This window comes from Paenibacillus sp. FSL F4-0087 (genome assembly GCF_038020215.1).
GTDB classification, from domain to species: domain Bacteria; phylum Bacillota; class Bacilli; order Paenibacillales; family Paenibacillaceae; genus Paenibacillus; species Paenibacillus taichungensis.
This window is the reverse complement of sequence record NZ_JBBODJ010000001.1, coordinates 151,065-167,790: the sequence shown is the minus strand read 5'-3', so window position 1 is coordinate 167,790 and position 16,726 is coordinate 151,065. Positions and strand designations below refer to the sequence as shown.

21 protein-coding genes are annotated in these 16,726 nt (G+C 40.0%); all 21 read left to right on the top strand.

Annotation, left to right across the window (positions count from 1 at the left end):
- Positions 1-43: 43 nt before the first annotated feature.
- The 21 genes from MHB84_RS00840 (at position 44) to MHB84_RS00740 (ending at position 16,708) form a co-directional block, all read left to right on the top strand.
- Complete coding sequence (locus MHB84_RS00840; RefSeq protein WP_076289587.1) at positions 44-478, top strand: Rrf2 family transcriptional regulator; 435 nt, start codon at positions 44-46, stop codon at positions 476-478.
- A 36-nt stretch (positions 479-514) separates the two neighbouring features.
- Positions 515-1,012 carry a metallophosphoesterase family protein gene (locus MHB84_RS00835; protein ID WP_076289588.1) on the top strand — a complete coding sequence of 166 codons (498 nt, stop codon included), beginning with the start codon at positions 515-517 and terminating at the stop codon, positions 1,010-1,012.
- Positions 1,013-1,243: 231 nt separating this feature from the next.
- Positions 1,244-2,158: a sugar phosphate isomerase/epimerase family protein gene (locus MHB84_RS00830; protein WP_076289589.1), complete on the top strand. Its 915-nt coding sequence runs from the start codon at positions 1,244-1,246 to the stop codon at positions 2,156-2,158.
- Positions 2,155-3,327: a Gfo/Idh/MocA family protein gene (locus MHB84_RS00825; RefSeq protein WP_076289590.1), complete on the top strand. Its 1,173-nt coding sequence runs from the start codon at positions 2,155-2,157 to the stop codon at positions 3,325-3,327. Before MHB84_RS00830 ends, MHB84_RS00825 begins: the two co-directional genes overlap by 4 nt.
- 53 nt (positions 3,328-3,380) lie before the next feature.
- Positions 3,381-4,478 carry a Gfo/Idh/MocA family protein gene (locus tag MHB84_RS00820; RefSeq protein WP_076289591.1) on the top strand — a complete coding sequence of 366 codons (1,098 nt, stop codon included), beginning with the start codon at positions 3,381-3,383 and terminating at the stop codon, positions 4,476-4,478.
- Positions 4,479-4,696: 218 nt separating this feature from the next.
- Entirely contained in the window at positions 4,697-5,224 is a 528-nt protein-coding gene (locus MHB84_RS00815) for a hypothetical protein (protein ID WP_076289592.1), read from the top strand.
- A gap of 244 nt (positions 5,225-5,468) precedes the next feature.
- Positions 5,469-6,014, top strand: coding sequence for a GrpB family protein (locus MHB84_RS00810; protein ID WP_076289593.1), 546 nt, complete (start codon positions 5,469-5,471; stop codon positions 6,012-6,014).
- Positions 6,015-6,221: 207 nt separating this feature from the next.
- A complete protein-coding gene (locus MHB84_RS00805) occupies positions 6,222-6,608 on the top strand; it encodes a hypothetical protein (protein WP_076289594.1) in 387 nt (128 codons plus the stop codon).
- A gap of 356 nt (positions 6,609-6,964) precedes the next feature.
- Positions 6,965-7,285 (top strand): hypothetical protein, encoded by a 321-nt coding sequence (locus tag MHB84_RS00800; protein WP_125477223.1) that lies wholly within the window; start codon positions 6,965-6,967, stop codon positions 7,283-7,285.
- A 205-nt stretch (positions 7,286-7,490) separates the two neighbouring features.
- Complete coding sequence (locus tag MHB84_RS00795; RefSeq protein WP_076289596.1) at positions 7,491-8,273, top strand: nucleoside phosphorylase; 783 nt, start codon at positions 7,491-7,493, stop codon at positions 8,271-8,273.
- 224 nt (positions 8,274-8,497) lie between these two features.
- Positions 8,498-9,151: a lysozyme inhibitor LprI family protein gene (locus MHB84_RS00790; RefSeq protein WP_076289597.1), complete on the top strand. Its 654-nt coding sequence runs from the start codon at positions 8,498-8,500 to the stop codon at positions 9,149-9,151.
- A gap of 249 nt (positions 9,152-9,400) precedes the next feature.
- A complete protein-coding gene (locus tag MHB84_RS00785; RefSeq protein WP_076289598.1) occupies positions 9,401-9,778 on the top strand; it encodes a VOC family protein in 378 nt (125 codons plus the stop codon).
- A 269-nt stretch (positions 9,779-10,047) separates the two neighbouring features.
- A complete protein-coding gene (locus MHB84_RS00780) occupies positions 10,048-10,476 on the top strand; it encodes an NUDIX hydrolase (RefSeq protein ID WP_076289599.1) in 429 nt (142 codons plus the stop codon).
- A 212-nt stretch (positions 10,477-10,688) separates the two neighbouring features.
- Entirely contained in the window at positions 10,689-11,282 is a 594-nt protein-coding gene (locus tag MHB84_RS00775) for a hypothetical protein (RefSeq protein WP_076289600.1), read from the top strand.
- 5 nt (positions 11,283-11,287) lie between these two features.
- On the top strand, positions 11,288-11,482 hold the full coding sequence (locus tag MHB84_RS00770) for a hypothetical protein (protein WP_125477222.1): 195 nt from the start codon (positions 11,288-11,290) through the stop codon (positions 11,480-11,482).
- 266 nt (positions 11,483-11,748) lie between these two features.
- Positions 11,749-12,192: a hypothetical protein gene (locus MHB84_RS00765; protein WP_076289601.1), complete on the top strand. Its 444-nt coding sequence runs from the start codon at positions 11,749-11,751 to the stop codon at positions 12,190-12,192.
- Positions 12,193-12,407: 215 nt separating this feature from the next.
- Positions 12,408-13,343, top strand: a complete 936-nt coding sequence (locus tag MHB84_RS00760; protein ID WP_143764711.1) for an acetamidase/formamidase family protein — start codon at positions 12,408-12,410, stop codon at positions 13,341-13,343.
- A gap of 167 nt (positions 13,344-13,510) precedes the next feature.
- Positions 13,511-14,062 (top strand): 2'-5' RNA ligase family protein, encoded by a 552-nt coding sequence (locus tag MHB84_RS00755; RefSeq protein ID WP_076289602.1) that lies wholly within the window; start codon positions 13,511-13,513, stop codon positions 14,060-14,062.
- Positions 14,063-14,237: 175 nt separating this feature from the next.
- Complete coding sequence (locus MHB84_RS00750; protein ID WP_076289603.1) at positions 14,238-14,804, top strand: histidine phosphatase family protein; 567 nt, start codon at positions 14,238-14,240, stop codon at positions 14,802-14,804.
- A gap of 119 nt (positions 14,805-14,923) precedes the next feature.
- On the top strand, positions 14,924-15,313 hold the full coding sequence (locus MHB84_RS00745; protein ID WP_076289604.1) for a hypothetical protein: 390 nt from the start codon (positions 14,924-14,926) through the stop codon (positions 15,311-15,313).
- A 285-nt stretch (positions 15,314-15,598) separates the two neighbouring features.
- Entirely contained in the window at positions 15,599-16,708 is a 1,110-nt protein-coding gene (locus tag MHB84_RS00740; RefSeq protein WP_256716831.1) for a DUF3626 domain-containing protein, read from the top strand.
- Positions 16,709-16,726 lie beyond the last annotated feature (18 nt).

Sequence of the window (16,726 nt, the reverse complement as noted above, 5' to 3'; positions counted from 1 at the left end):
TATAAAATCAGCATTATAATGCTCAAATAAAAGGTGGTTAATCATGAGTACTCATTTTTCGGTCAGTGTGCATTGTTTGTTGTTGTTGTCTTTCAGCGCGCCTGAACGAATCACTTCGGCACTGATTGCAGGTAGCGTGAATACCAACCCTGTTGTGGTCAGACGTATTCTGGGCGGGTTGAAAAAGGCAGGACTTGTGGACTCCTCACCAGGAACGAGAGGATTTTACCTCGCCAAGCCCTCAAGCGAAATCACATTAGCCATGATCTATCAGGCTGCCAAGGATGAAGGCCCATTGTTTCCGATTCATGGTAACTGTAATCCGAATTGTGATGTTGGCCTTCGTATTGATAGCCTTCTGACCAATTTGTATCAGGTTGCTGAAGCAAAGGTGGAACAGTTTTTCGCATCCATTACCCTTGAAGATATGGAGCGTTCCTGTTCCCAGCTTGAAGTTCTTCCAACACATGCCGAATAAAGCGTAATGTAAGGGAAAGGGAAGGTGTGCTGTACTATGAAAATTATTGTCATCTCGGACACTCATTTACCTCGAAGAGCACGTAAATTACCCGATCCCTTGGTTGAGGCGCTATCAGATGCTGATCTGATTCTCCATGCGGGGGATTGGTCGGACTGGAGTGTACACAAGCTGCTCAGCGCTTATGCACCCGTTGAAGGTGTTGCCGGTAATACGGACCCGCCTGAAATAGGTCAAAAACTCGGGTTCTCCCGCATCGTTGAAGCGGACGGTTTACGTCTTGGTCTTGTACATGGTCATCTGGGATCGAAGTCTACAGAGCAGAATGCGATCCACACCTTTGCAGGACAGCAGATGGATGCTGTGATTTTTGGACATTCGCACATTCCAGTGATGCATACGGTCAATGATGTGCTGATATTTAATCCGGGCTCTCCTACGGATCGGCGCTTTCAGCCCCAATATTCTTTTGGTATCATGACGACACATTTAGGGAAGTTGCAGGCGGAACATGTTTTTTTTGATGTAAAATAGAAGTTGCAAACCAGGCATCTCGAATCAGAAGGATCTTCTGTTATTCGGGGTGCTTTTTGCTATGTATGCAATCAAAAGGGAACTTGCAAGTTATCTCTGAATGGGGAATATGGTCTGCTGTTTATCTGTCATTCATCTCTTCTCGTTGCCCCCTATGGAGGCCTTCGTATGAATGATACAATGCGTTTACAACAATAAATTGAATACGTTTACATAAGGAGATGAATGTTGATGAAATTGTCTGTATTCACTGTTGCCACACCGGACTTGACCGCAGAAGAATTGGCTTCTGCTGCAGCCGCAGCAGGCATTGAAGGGATCGAATGGAGATATCGTGGAATACCGGCGGATGCTTTGTCCGAAGAACCTTCTTATTGGAGACATAATCGTTGCTCGATAGATCCGGATCAATGGGAGGAACAGGTACCTGCATTTCGTGAAGCGGCAAAAAAGCATGGCAGACAGTCGATTGCATTAGTGCCCTATCTGAGCTGTGGAGATCTGCTTGCCACGGAGCAAGCATTTCAAACGGCACAAGCCTTAGGAGCATCCATGATGCGTGTTGGAGTTCCTGGTTATGATCGCAAAACCAGTTATCCTGAATTATACAAACAAGCTGTACATTATCTGAATGAGGTTCAAGAGATGGCCCAACAGTATAAGGTAAAAGCTGTAGTAGAGACCCATCACCAAACGATTGCCCCCACTGCATCACTGGCTTATCGGCTCGTGCAATTGCTGGATTCACAGCATGTAGGAGTATTGTACGATCCAGGTAACATGGTCCATGAAGGATATGAGAACCATCGTATGGGACTGGAATTACTGGGACCTTATCTGGCACATGTGCATGTGAAGAATGCGGCCTGGTTCAAGGATGCATCTAACATGAATTCGAATTCCAGTGTGAATGAAAAAAATACAGAAATCTCGTTAACATCAAACTGGCATTGTCAGTGGGCCCCCTTGACTGAAGGCGTGGTGAACTGGTTGCAAGTATTCCGTGACCTCAAATCCGTTGGATATGATGGATATTACGGGATTGAGGATTTTAGCGGAGTCTTGGAATCGAAGGCGATGTTACAGCATTTTGCAGATGTTTTTGCCGAAATTGAACGTCGTGTGGACGAGGAGGTACAGGTATGAGTTTGGTTCGAGTAGCCGTCATTGGAATTGGGAATATGGGTGCAGCCCATGCCAGAACGTTGGTAGCAGGTGAAGTACCTGGTGCAGAACTGGTGGCTGTGTGTGATGTGAGACAAGAAATGGAGAGCTGGGTATCCAGCAACCTTCCGGCTTCAGTCACCTATTGGCAGGATGCGGAGCAGATGATGTCATCAGGGACGATTGATGCGGTAATTATAGCAACTCCGCATTATGACCATCCCGAAAAGGCCATTCAGGCTTTTCAGTATGGCCTGCATGTCATGATCGAGAAACCTGCCGGTGTATACACCAAACAGGTACGCAAGATGAATGAAGCGGCGGCTGCCAGCGGCAAAGTGTTTTCCATGATGTATAACCAGCGAACTAACCCTTTATATATCAAACTAAAAGATCTGATTGCCTCGGGAGAACTGGGCGAGGTACGACGCACCAACTGGATTATTACGAACTGGTATCGCTCTCAGAGCTATTATGATTCAGGCGGATGGCGGGCAACGTGGGCTGGTGAAGGAGGCGGTGTCCTGATCAACCAGGACCCTCATCAACTGGACTTGTGGCAATGGACCATCGGCATGATGCCGGTGCGTATGCGTGCCTTCTGTTCATTCGGCAAATACCGGAACATTGAAGTGGAAGATGATGTAACGGCATATGTCGAGTATGAAAATGGAGCAACAGGTGTATTCGTGACCACAACGGGTGAAGCACCAGGCACCAACCGATTTGAAGTCAATGGCGATCGAGGCAAAATTGTCATTGAAGATGGTCAGTTGACCTTCTGGCGTCTTCGTGAACCCGAACCTGAATTCAATCAGAGATTTACCGGAGGATTTGGACAGCCAGAATGCTGGAAATGCGAGGTGCCAATTACGGGTGTGGAAACCGGACATCCTGGCCTGATTCGCAACTGGATCGATGCCATCCTGAACGGGACTCCGCTTATTGCTCCCGGTGAAGAGGGTATCCATGGTTTGACTTTGTCTAATGCTATGCTGCTGTCAACCTGGACGGATAACTGGGTAGATCTGCCGATCGATGAGGATTTGTTCTATGAGCATTTGCAGCAGCGGATTGCCAGTTCAAATACAAAGAAAGACAAGGCAGAGAGTGGTAGTCAACCTGCCGATCTGTCACAGACATTTAAGTAAGGTAATTGTGTAGCTGGTTATTCACGAATCCCAGACGGAAGGACGGAGAAGACATGGCAAAAGACGGAATGTTCTATGCTCCAAAGAGTCTGAAAAAAGAGGTCGTATGCGGTCCAGGGGAGTTTACCATTGCTGCTGTTGCGTTGGACCATGGACATATCTACGGTATGGTTGGTGGGCTGGTGGAGGCTGGGGCAACGCTCAAATGGGTATATGATCCTGACCCGGCTAAAGTCGAGGCCTTTCGGAAACAGTTCCCACAGGCACAGATCGCGGCATCTGAAGCGGAGGTACTTGCTGACGATGAAGTGCAGCTCGTAGCCGGAGCAGCCATTACATCGGAACGTGCGCCACTCGGCATGAGAGTCATGGCCGCAGGCAAAGATTATTTTACGGACAAAGCCCCCTTTACCACACTGGATCAACTGGCCCTTGCGCGTGAAGAGGTTAAACGCACTGGGAAGAAGTATATGGTCTATTACAGTGAGCGTCTGCACGTGGAAAGTGCGATCTATGCCGGACAACTGATCGAACAGGGGGCCATCGGCAAGGTTGTACAGGTTATGGGGACGGGGCCGCATCGATTGAATGCGGGTGGTCGGCCTGAATGGTTCTTCCAGCATGAAAAGTATGGCGGCATCCTCTGTGACATTGGAAGTCATCAGATCGAGCAGTTTCTGACCTTTGCTTCATGTACGGATGCAGAAGTGGCGTTCAGTCGGGTGAACAACTTCAATCATCCACAATTCCCGGAACTGGAGGACTTTGGCGAAGCATCACTCATCGGCAACAACGGGGCTTCCGGTTACTTCCGCGTAGACTGGTTTACACCGGATGGTTTGGGTACCTGGGGCGATGGGAGAACGGTTATTTTGGGAACGGATGGTTACATTGAGCTGCGTAAGTATATCGACGTGGCGAGAGAGCCAGAAGGCGATCAGGTGTACCTGGTTAACCATGAAGGGGAATACCGTTATAGCGTCAAAGGACAGGTAGGTTATCCATTCTTCGGTGAACTGATCCGGGACTGTCTCGATCGAACAGAAATCGCGATGACACAAGAGCATGCGTTTAAGGCGGCAGAACTCTGCTTGATTGCGCAGCATAAGGCAATGAGTGAGAGAGTGGTATGGAGTAGTGGTGCGAAGTAAATGCATTATTTAAGATAGTAATAGATTATGTAGGTGGAGAGCGGCCTGATGTATAGGCTGCTCTTTTGTTTGTTGTAGTACCTTCTGTAGTACCTTCGCAAATGGAACAATATGGTTTATTATGTATGTAGTTCAGAAAGTGAGTTAAATGTGGTGTTTACGAAGTGCATAAATTAGATGTTAGATGAAATTTCCGATATGAAAGGATATCTAATTCTATGGGAAACACAATAGTTTTGAATAGAAATAGAGAAAATATTAAACCACTCTCAATGACTAATACTTTGACAGAGGTGTTCTTAGAAGTATTAGTGTTAAGTGGTTCTATGACTGCAAAAACAAATCGTGAAAAAGAACTTATTATTTGGCTGGCTCAGCGAGATCAGGAAGTTGTTGGAATGGGTACAGTAGGTTTTGATATAGATGAACTACCATGGACAATAGATGACTTCACAAAAGAGAAAGAGTTCCTAATAGAAGTATTAGAAAATGCAATAGGTGGGCAAGTTTGGATTAAGTTAAATTATGAACCAAATAAAGAAATGGTCGTTACGTGTCTAGAACATTTCAAAAAAATGATTTTATCATTTGAAGTAAATGATGTAGATGAGCAACAGTATTTTGAATGGACAGAAGGCAATGATCAAGATGAGACACCAACAGTACCAGTAGGTTATCCAAAATGCGACAGACATAATATCTTTTTGTCATGTCACGGATGCTTGATATGTAACAAAGAATATTGAGAGTGTTATATCAAGAAGTCGGCAACATCATCTAACATTATATCCACGCATCGGAGCCTGACGGCTCCTCGGTCCGCCCGAAGGGGATTAGCAGGGAAGTGGAATCAGGCGGACACATCCGCACCGACTAACCGCATCGCGTCCGGCTGCTTGCGGAGCCTTAAGTCGGTGGGACGTCGTGGATACAGGAACGTTATCGGAAATCTTCGTAAATATAAATCAAATAAACTCAAGGGGGATTGCGATGAAGAATCAAAAACCAGTAGCTATTGAAGAATACAATGAAGAATGGCCAAAAGCATTCAATATAATAGAATCAATTTTATCAAATAAACTTGGTGGTCTAGCATTACTAATCGAGCATGTTGGAAGTACATCGGTACCGAATCTTGCAGCCAAGCCAATAATTGATATTGATGTAGTAATTGAATCTATGAAGTACCTACCAGGGGTGATCAAGAAGCTAGACGAACTAGGATATGTACACGTGGGTGATTTAGGAATTAAGAACAGAGAGGCATTTGCAAGAAAGGACGTTTATGTACCTTACAGTAGTGAAGGCTACGTGAAGCATGAACATCATCTATACGTATGCAATAGAGAAAGTGACGAACTAAAAAGACATATAATGTTTCGAGCCATATTAAGAAAGTATCCCTTGTTGGTATCTGAGTACACAAATTTGAAGATCCAACTGTCAAGGGAATTCAGAAACAATCGCAAAGCCTATACTGAAGGAAAGACAGAATTTGTTACGAGGATAATGAATGAGTATAAAGATGTTTTGTAGAGTATTTCAGTAAGACGAAGACATCCGATAACAAAGTGTTCCAACTTCGCGACTGTCGTCGCTCGGTCTGCCTGAGGAATTTTCATTGATGCAGATTCAGGCAGACACATCGTTTTCCTAAGATAAGGGAAATCGACGTCAGGAACACAAAAACGTTACACGAAATCATCGGAACAACATTCAACACTAACTAAAGGAGTGACCTGAATGATAAAGTCGCCTGGAGGTTCACTTTTTCCATATTATTATAAGGGTGGAGAAATCCATTGCCTTAAATATGGAAGTAAGTATAAAAAACATGATGAACTTTTTGAATTAATGAGACTGGAAGAAGAATTTATTTTTAAAGCGAATAAAAAACTGAAGATATGGATTGATCTGTATGAAACATCTACAACAGAAATAGTTCTTCAAGAACTTGTGAACAATCTAAATAACTTGAATGGCTATGTAAAGAAAATCTCATTTGTTGGACTTTCAAGTATAAGTAAATGGAAGTTAAAGCGCAAAATAAAGAATTTAAAGCTAGAATACCCTGTTACATATTTCTCAGATCCGGAGGAAGCAAAGACTTGGTTGATAAGTGAAAGATAGTGAATGTAGCTCAAGAAGGCGATGAATCTGATAACACATCATTCACGCATCGGGCATACGGCCCTTGGTGCGCAGAGACATTTCGAGGAAGCATGTTCAGCGGACAACCTTCTACGGAGGTTCGTGATTGCAAAAACGTTAAGTGAAATTACTGAAGAGAGGGAAAGTACTTGATTTTAGAATATTTAGATAAATATGCTCAGAAGGCTTAACGAGAGGTTACTTCAATAATAACTTGTCCAACTTTTTTGTTTTCTAATGACCCTAATCTAACCAGAAATGAAGCAAATTATAATTACGTGTACATCCATGGATTCAATAGACTTTTAAAGAATAATAGAATATCATCAGATCAATTGATTGAAGTGTTTTCTTTTCTTGAGAAAGAAATTGAGATATACCTTATGAAGCACTACACAGGTAAAAATTTTATGTATTACTTGAAGGCGGATGCTCTAGTCCCGGCATTTACAATAACAATTGTATCGCATTATGAAGATAAAGAGGTGCAAGAAAGTGTATCTTTATTTGAATTAATTGATTGGTACAAAGAAAATGCATGTTTTGATGGATTGGAGATAATTGCGAGAAAGATAAGTGATGAAAGTAAAGAAGCAGAGTCTAAAGGAGCTTTTCCGGATTCAGTAAAAACATATACAAAGACAATTAATACCTAGATAGCAATTCAAAGAGGTTCTTAACTCCACTTAACATAATATTCACACATCGGGCATACGCCCTCGGTGCGGCAGAGGGATTTCAGGGAAGCAGAAGCAGCGGACACTTCCGACTCCGTCGGACGTCGTGAATACAGGAACGTTATATGTAATAGCTGCAAAGAAATAATAAAAAAAAATTAAATTACTTTGGAGGTAAGTCGAGATGGAGAGCAAAAAAATCGATAGTAATGAATTCCCGATATTGGAATTTGATGAATCGCGAGTTGCAATAATAGAGGCAACTAATTTTATTAAGCCAAAAGAAGAATTTGAATACTGTGTCATAACATTTTTTCGAGATGTAATTGAAAAAATGAAAACGGAGGGAAAGTTGAAAGAAGTTGCATCTCTACATTGCGAGACTGTAGATTTGCCAATATATGAAACATATTATCAAGGAAAAAAAGTACATATTACTTTGGGGTATTTAGGAGCTGCAGGTTCAGCAGGATTCTTAGAAGAACTGATAGCCTATGGTTTTCAGAAATTTATAGTTTGTGGTGGTGCAGGTGTATTACAAAAAGACATTGCTGTTGGACATGTAATAGTACCAGTTTCGGCAGTGAGAGATGAAGGAGTATCATACCATTACATTAAGCCATCAAGAGAAGTTGAATGTAATCTAGAGGTATTAAAATTCATAGAGGACGATTTTAATATACATAACATAAGGTATATTAAGGCCAAAACTTGGACGACAGATTCATTTTATAGAGAGACTAAAGAAAAGGTTGAGTTGCGGAAAGCAGAAGGGTGTATAACTGTAGAAATGGAAGCAGCAGCATTTATGGCTGTCTCACAATTTAGAAATGTAAAATTAGGTGTTATCTTGTATGGCGGTGATGATTTAAGTGGTGTCGAATGGGATAGTCGAAGTTGGAATAGCAGAACAGAAATAAGAGAAAACCTTGTTCAAATATCAATGCGGATATGCAGTTCCTTATAACTGAAATAGCTATAATCTATTTACATATAAACACCGTATTCACGCTGCGGGGCTTTGGTCTGAAAGGGGCATTTCGGAGAAATGGATTCAGGAGACAATCCTGCGAGGCTAAGTGGCGGAGCCACCCGGTCTTAGCGGACCTTAAGCCTCTCGGGTTCGTGAATACAACAACGTTATGCGCCATTACCGGTAAATATTAAAGATAATATTTAAGGAGATAATTTATGAAAGGTAAGATACTCTTCTTATTTTTTATCACGATAATGTTTTCATCTTGTCAAAATATTAGTCAATCGACTACTTTGAATAGCGAAACTAAATCAATAATGAATTCTGAACTGCATCCTGACTTAGAGAGTAAAGGTAATGGAACAGAATCGAAAGAAATAACTGAAGGTCGATCAGAGCCTTCTAACAATGAAGTGTTATCCATGAGAATTGGGAACTACGATTTAAAAGGAGAATTTTATGATGAAATGCTTCGAAATCCTATAGATCATGATTATGAAGTAGAATTTAATGAATTTCAAAATTCCAAAGAGATTATTAAAACAATGGCATGGGGAGCGTTGGAAAGCAAATATACAGAAATTTGGGATAAAGAGTTGAACCAAATATATAAAAAGCTTCTTTCTAAGTTGGATAGAGAACCAAGAGAAGCACTAATCGAATCGCAGAAAGAATGGTTACAGTATCACTTAAGGGAAACAACATTTGTAGAGAAGACATTTATTAATAATGGTTACCTTGGATCAAAAGGATCGGTAAGCCTAGGCACGGTTATACGGGAGAGAATTAGGGAAAGAACGATGCAATTATTTGAATATCGATATTTGCTAGATAGTGAAGTTGAGTTTTTATACCAAAGTGAAAAATAGAGTTGGAATCTTGATCAAAGGTTTCTAGGTGATGCTGCTTCGAAGACAGTAACGTCGCTTAACAATGTATTCATGTTGTGGGGCTAGCACCCCTTGCTTGTCAGATGTATAATCATGGAAGAACAATCAGACAACAAACGAGCCAGTCTAAGATAATTGCTATCTAAGGCTGGCTCGTTTCGTGAATACGAGAATGTATATGAAACTGGCTAAACCCTGATAAAACACAAAACCCGGGAGGGAAGTTTTTTGAATAACTTGATTGAGAATGTTGATCATGTTCAAATACCTGTTAAAGATGTTGATCAGGCAGTAGGATGGTATAGTGAAGTGTTAGGACTAGAACCACTGACAGTTTATCCTCATGCAGCATGGCTGAAATTCAATTCAGGCCCGGTACTGATGCTTCACTTCAGTTCGAAAAATGATAAGACATTATGGTTATCCAATGATGGTTTTCCTATGCCATCATTTATGTTTCTAACAAAGGACATTGAATTATTACACACAACGTTACAAACACATGATGTAAAGATAAGACTATATGAAGATCATGGGTTTGGATGGGTAATTAAGTTTACAGACCCATTTGGAAATGAGTTAGGAGTATATCAACCAAAGAAATGACCGCAATATAAAGAGAATCTGTAAGTATATCAAGAAAGAGCCAGCATTATATAACACCGCATTCACGCGGTGGGTCGTATAGGCGCCCTTGGTCCGCCCGAGGATTTTCAACCCTGCACCACCTAACCGCATCGCGGCCTTATGATCTGGGAGGCTAAGATAAGATCTATCTAATCCTTTCAGATTTACTTAAGGTGGTGAGGATTCGTGAATGAAGTAAAGTTATATGAAAGATAATCAGATCTAAATCAGAAGGGAACCCAAACATAATGATCAGAGTTGATGTAGCTTATTCCTTAATTACTGACCCAACCAATTCCAAAATATTAATGGTAAGGAATGTAGATGATTCTAGTGACCGATGGTCACTTCCAGGTGGCGCTGTTGAAAGAGAAGAATCATTAGACCAAGCAGCAATAAGGGAAGCTAAAGAAGAAACTGGACTAGATATTAAAGTCCATGGAATACTGGCGGTAAATGAATGTAAATTTCCGGAAAAAGAAGAACATGTAATATTTATAACATTTAAAGGTGAGGTAATCGGTGGGAATGAAGAAATAGTTAGACCTAATGAAATTTCTGAAATAGCTTGGATTGATATAGAGAAGGCTGAACAATTAATGCCTTACTATAAAGATGGATTAAGAAGACTAATAGATGGACATGAAATCACATATTTTAACGAAGGCAATAAGTGATTTTGTGAGTTGTTCGAGACGGCATATCCTTCATATAACATAATATTCGCACTGCAGGCCACTCGTCCCTTGATCTGCCAGGAGTGTTTTCGAGGAAGAAGAATCGGTCAGATACATCATTCCGCTAAGATAAGAGATATCTAAGGGGTCATGAATACAGAAACATTAGCTGGAATTCCAGCAATTATTTATTTAGAGGTGTAAATTCAGAGATGTCTTATACAAAACCGGTTATTAGAGAACCATATTATGATTGTCCAAAATGGTTTGACAATGATGTGCATCGTTCAGAGTTACTAACGCTTTCGGGCAAGTGCACATCTTCTGAAGTTGAACTCTTTATAATACATTTATTTGGATATTGCAATATAAATATAGATCAATCAATGGAAGACACTTTCAATGAACTATTTGCGAATGACTCTGTAGCTATTTTGGGTGGTGTTGCTTTTTATGAAAGTGAAGAAAAATTTATTATGCCAAGTTGTTGCTGTGGTCTAGAACAATTTAGGGAGATTTATAATTCTATTCTTAATAGAGAGAGTCCCTGGCTTGGACATGATCCCTCACCGGGAATAACTTATAAGGATAACATGGCCATCGTCTGGTCTGATGATCCTAATTCTAGTGATAGATCGGACGTTTTCCATATTGATTTTGAGTTTGAAGAAATTTTATCTTGTCTTGAGAAATCCAAATATGATTTGAAAGATTTCATTGATAAGCCACTCTTTGAATGGATTTATCGAAGAGATCGAGATACAGCTAAAAAAATGAAAGATAGAATGTATGAGTGGTTTCTTTAGGAAATGTGATTATTAGTATTTCTAAGAAGGCAGGAACATCAGCTAACATTATATTCATGCTGCGGCTCGGCTGTAGCCGAACCTTGATCCGTCTGATGCTTTTGACAGAGAAGCAGAATCAGGCGGATAACCCTGCGAACCTTAAGGCAGCTGAAGCTGCCTTAAGGTTCGCAGGGTTCATGAATACAGAAACGTTATAAGAAAGATACGCAAATCTATAATTTAATATCTAAGAAGGCTAATCCATCTAATAACACCATATTCAAGCTTCGGGCATTTGCCCCTCGGTCCGGGAGAAGTTAGAGGAATATTCGGGGCTAGATTTTCAGTAGCGAGGAAGTGGAATCAGCCGGACACATCCAATCGATTAAGTGCGCTGATGTGTACCCGGCAGCTTCCTGCCTTAAGTCGATAGGACGTCGTGAATACCCGAACGTTATTGAAACACTTCGAAAGCAGGAAAAACATGAAAACAAATAAGGCAATGAAGAATTTATTGGATGAGTTATCTCAATCAAATAAATTCATAAATTCGGATTTATTAAATCCCAATTTTATTGAATGGGATAATTGTATCTTTATTGATACTTCAAGTTTAAGTAATACAGATTCTATTGGGGAAATAATTTATCAAGATAGGACAGATCTGGAAGTATCAATTAATCATTATCATGTAGACGATTTATGGACTGGATTCAAACTAGTCTCTAACTGGGAAGAGAATCTAAAATCAAACTACCCTAAAAGAGAATTTATCTTGATTCTAAGTTCTACAATCGAAGGAGAAGATGTGGTAATTAGATTCTATCAATCTAGGGATAATGAACCTGAATGGATTAATCTAAACGATCTTGAAGGATATAAAGAAGAAGCGATTTTAGTAATTGAGGTTCTGAATGTAGTTCAATGATGAGAAGTGCTTCGTATAACAAAATATTAAAGCGTCGCGACATACGGCTTTGGGTCCGGCAGATGTTTATCGGGGATATGAAAGCAGTCGGACAAATCTTCACCGACTAACTGCATCGCGGCCAGCTCCTGACGGAGACTTAAGTCGGTGACGTCGCGAATACGAAACGTTATACAAAATTGGCATAAAGATAATACCGCATTGGAGGCGATATTATGGTGGTACACAAAATTGAATTATCCCAAGAAATATTAATTGGTTCATTTACTAAAGAAGTAACTCCAATCATTTCAGTGTCATCTGGTGATTCCATATGTTTTGAAACATTAGACGCAGGTTGGGGTACTGGGAGAAGTAATAGTGAGAGAAGGAAACCATTTTCAAGAAAAGAAAAAATTGATGGAGGCCACGCCTTGGTGGGACCTATTTATATTGAAGGTGCTAAGAAAGGCATGACTTTAGAGATTGAGTTTAATGATATTATACCTGGGCAATATGGTTTTACTGCTGCAGGTCAATATCCTAATTGGCAAAACCAGAAGTTACATTTGACCGAATTTAAGGAAATTAGCCTTGATTGGAAACTCGATAATAAATCCATGGTGGGAGTATGTGAAATCAACGGCAACTCCTTCTCGGTTTCATTACGACCTTTCATGGGCGTTATTGGAATGCCTCCAGATGACATAGGAATTCACTCTACTTGGCCACCACGATATTGTGGTGGAAATATTGATTGTAAAGAGCTTGTGAAAGGCAGCAAATTGTATCTTCCTATTTCTGTCGATGGGGGTTACCTTGCTATTGGAGATGGTCATGCTTTGCAAGGGGATGGAGAAATCAGTTGCCAGGCTATTGAATGTCCGATGGAAGTTGTTGATATAACTTTAAATTTGATTGAAGGCATAGATTTGTTAAACCCCCGAGCTAATACTCCCGCAGGGTGGATTACTTTTGGGTTTCATGAAGATCTTAATGAAGCAACCGTTCAAGCTTTAGATGGAATGCTTACCTTGATGGGTGAGTTGTATGGTTTAAATCGTGTTGAAGCTATTGCTTTAGGGAGTTCTGTTGTTGATCTACGTATAACGCAAATTGTAAATGGGGTTAAAGGGGTACATGCCTGTCTCCCACATGGAATTTTGAAGTGATTCGAATGTAGCTCAGTACCTGAAATAAAGAAAACACATATGAATATCTTTCATGATTTTAATGTTTAGTGGTCTCAACTCATCATTAAGGAGAACCAAGCAAAAATGTAAGATTAGTCATACGATTTTCCAATGAATAAGAATACAAAAGAAAGGATGTGGTTCGTTTGTTTGCTGTAGAATTATTCTTCAACAAAGAATTCGATGAGTACGTCAGAAAAGTATGGATGCACTTTGACAAAAAGGGAATCAGTTATTTTATGAATAGATTTGAGAACTTAAGTCCTCATATAACACTTGCCGTATATACGGATATTTCCGATTTGAAAGGATTTAAAGAACAACTGGAAATCTATTTTGATAATGTTTCTCCTCTTCGTTTACGATTTGATATCGTAGCTACCTTTCCAACCTCGGGAACGATATTTTTAGCCCCAACCATGACGGAGGAACTTCAACGTTTACATAAGGATTATTATAATAAGTTAGACAAATATAATAATCAAGCGAGTATATATTATAGCCCAGATCAATGGAATCCACATTGTACCCTGGGAACACAATTAAGTAGAGAAGCGATAGCTAAAGGAATTCATGATGTAGTAAAGGGATTTGAACCTATGGATGGGATCATAGAAAGAATGAGTTTAGTGAAGATTGAATTGTCAGAAGAAGGGAACAGGAATATAACTATATTTGAACAATTTTTTGTAAGTTAATTCAAAGAGGCAGATACTGCGTATAACATAATATTCACGCTGTGGGCATTCGCCATGGTCCGACAGAAATCGGAGCATACGTTGGTAGTGAACAAAGGGGAATGGCGTGGAGAATATATCAACTTTATGTGAAATCATAGTGCGACATTCATGAAAGCATCTAAAGGAGGCTTGTATGAAGACAATTATCTATATGGTTAGGCATGGAGAATCACCATACAACGAAGGAAATGAAAGAACAAGAGGGCTTACCCCAAAAGGAAAGATCGATATTGAAAAAGTAACGAAGTTACTTATAGGTGAAGGAATAGACATGATTATATCAAGTCCTTATACTCGAGCAATTCTGAGTGTTGAAGGATTGGCCAAGCACTTAAAGTTAGATATTAAAGCATTTGAAGATCTTAGAGAACGACATTTTGCATCTTATAATATTGAAAATGCAGAGTTAATGTCTAGTATCAGAGAGAGTTTTAATGATTTTGATTATACCTTGCCGGGTGGAGAGTCCAATGCTGATTGTCAGAAAAGAGCAATCTCAGTTCTAAAACCCTTACTAAAAGAGAATAGAGGGAAGAAAATAGCAATCGGGACTCATGGTCTTGTGATGACTTTGATGATGAATCATTTTGATTCAGCTTTTGGTTTGGAGTTTTTGAATCAATTAAAGAAACCAGATATTTATAAAATGCAATTCGAGGACTTAGAATTAGAAGAAGTAACAAGAATGTGGAATGATTAGAATTCCTGAGGTATATAAAGAAAACTGTGACATTACATGTCAGAGTATTCACGCTGCCTTGGTCTTGCTGGAAGAAATTCGGTGAAGTGTAAAACATCTAAGAAGGATGAAAAGAAAAAATGATAAAATCTATTAGTATTGATGAATGGTATGGGACCACATTTAAGGAAGAAGTCATTGTGAATCCTACATGGACGGACACTTTAAGTTTTTTAAGAAAACTCGATGGAGATAAATTTACATTAGTATTTTTTGAGGTATCAGACGCCGATTCAGCATTAGTTGGGGGCGGACCTGAATATTTCAATGTGTCTATTACAATTGATGATACTATATATACTCTTATGAACGATAAACAGGGTAACTGTGAAATTCCTCTGGTTGTTGGTGGTCAGTTAGGCAATTATTGTGATAACATTTGTATAGAATTAATTCCCATGCTTGAAGCCATAAAGTATTTTTATGAGACCGGAAAACTACTCGAAATACATAAATGGAAACAAGAATAAAATTACTCTGAATGTAACTCGAAGAAATGAGTGACATCATCTAATGGGCAGCAGGGTTCGTGGTCCGGAAGAGCAGATTCACCGGACACTTTCAACCTGCTAATTGGCAAAGCCACCTGTCACTAAGTGCCTAAAGCCACTTAAACATTGTGACTTAAAAAAACTGCGAACGCTTACATAAAGGCTATGAAATTATGCGTTACTTCAGGGAGTGATGATGCTCCTAATAGCCTTGTTTTTAAAAGTAGGTTGAAGTCTCAATTTTAGAAAAGGATGGTGTTTCTTGTGTCGAACAACAGACAACTTACAAGATCTCAGAACGCAGCGATTGAATATATAAGTAATGACGCAAGATCCCAAAAAAGAGAAGCTCAAGCATCACTCAAAGAAATTTTTCATTTTTCGAATATTCCTTGGAATACCTATGAAGAAGCAGTTCATAAGATTAAATCCCATGCAAGGGTGGCTTTGCATTTTCATCCGGATCGTCCGGTTTTAGATATGAAAAGTGTAGCTCAATCTTTATTAGCGCAGGGGATCTATAAAAGTCAGTTCGAGACTTTCATATCCAATGGGAGCGTATCGGCTTATTCAGGTGGTGCACGGGATCTTTGGGAGGAAAAACTATTTGGCGGAGCTTATCAGATAGAGGGGGTAACCAACTTTGAAAGGCCAAGGTATGGAGCTCTTCATTTGTTGTTACATCCGGATGGACCGTCTCCACGATTCGGCTCTTGTTATTTTCTTTTAAAACCGAATGCTTCACATCGCTGTACGTTCACTTACGGTGGCTCTCAAGATGCTCCAAAGGAAAAGGGGACATATGAGGAATTAGACGATATTTTATCTGCGCTTTTTTCGGATGCTTTCTTTCGGGATTATGCTATTGGAGAAAAAGATCTTACTCCTAAAAAATTGATAGATCAGCTATTGTACAATCTGGAACGCCCGTTAGAGGATCCGTCAAAACTGGCCCCACATCGGAATCTTAACCATTTTATCGAAACTCAAATTCATGGAGATATATATCTTGAAGATGATGTGGAAATTTTAGTAGCTGACCCATCGTTCAAAGGAACGGAAATAGGGAATTATTTAGAGCAAATCTGCATCAAATATTCCATTGAACTATTTTGGCATATGGGTTTTGCGATGCGTGCAGAGGAAGTGCCCTCTGATTTTAGGGGTCCAACCATGCCATCATTAGCGAAGCGAATTGCAAGCAACGGTAATATTGACGCAAGTGTGATTGGGAATGCTGTCAACAATTTGAAGCACAATCCTGATCTCTGGTCTGACAGAGGTAATTACGAAGAAGTGCTTCAGGAATTAAAATACATGTGGCATATACTTGTTAGATATGGTAAATCGATTGATAAGCTGTATAAAGGATGATTCTACTGAAGAAATCAT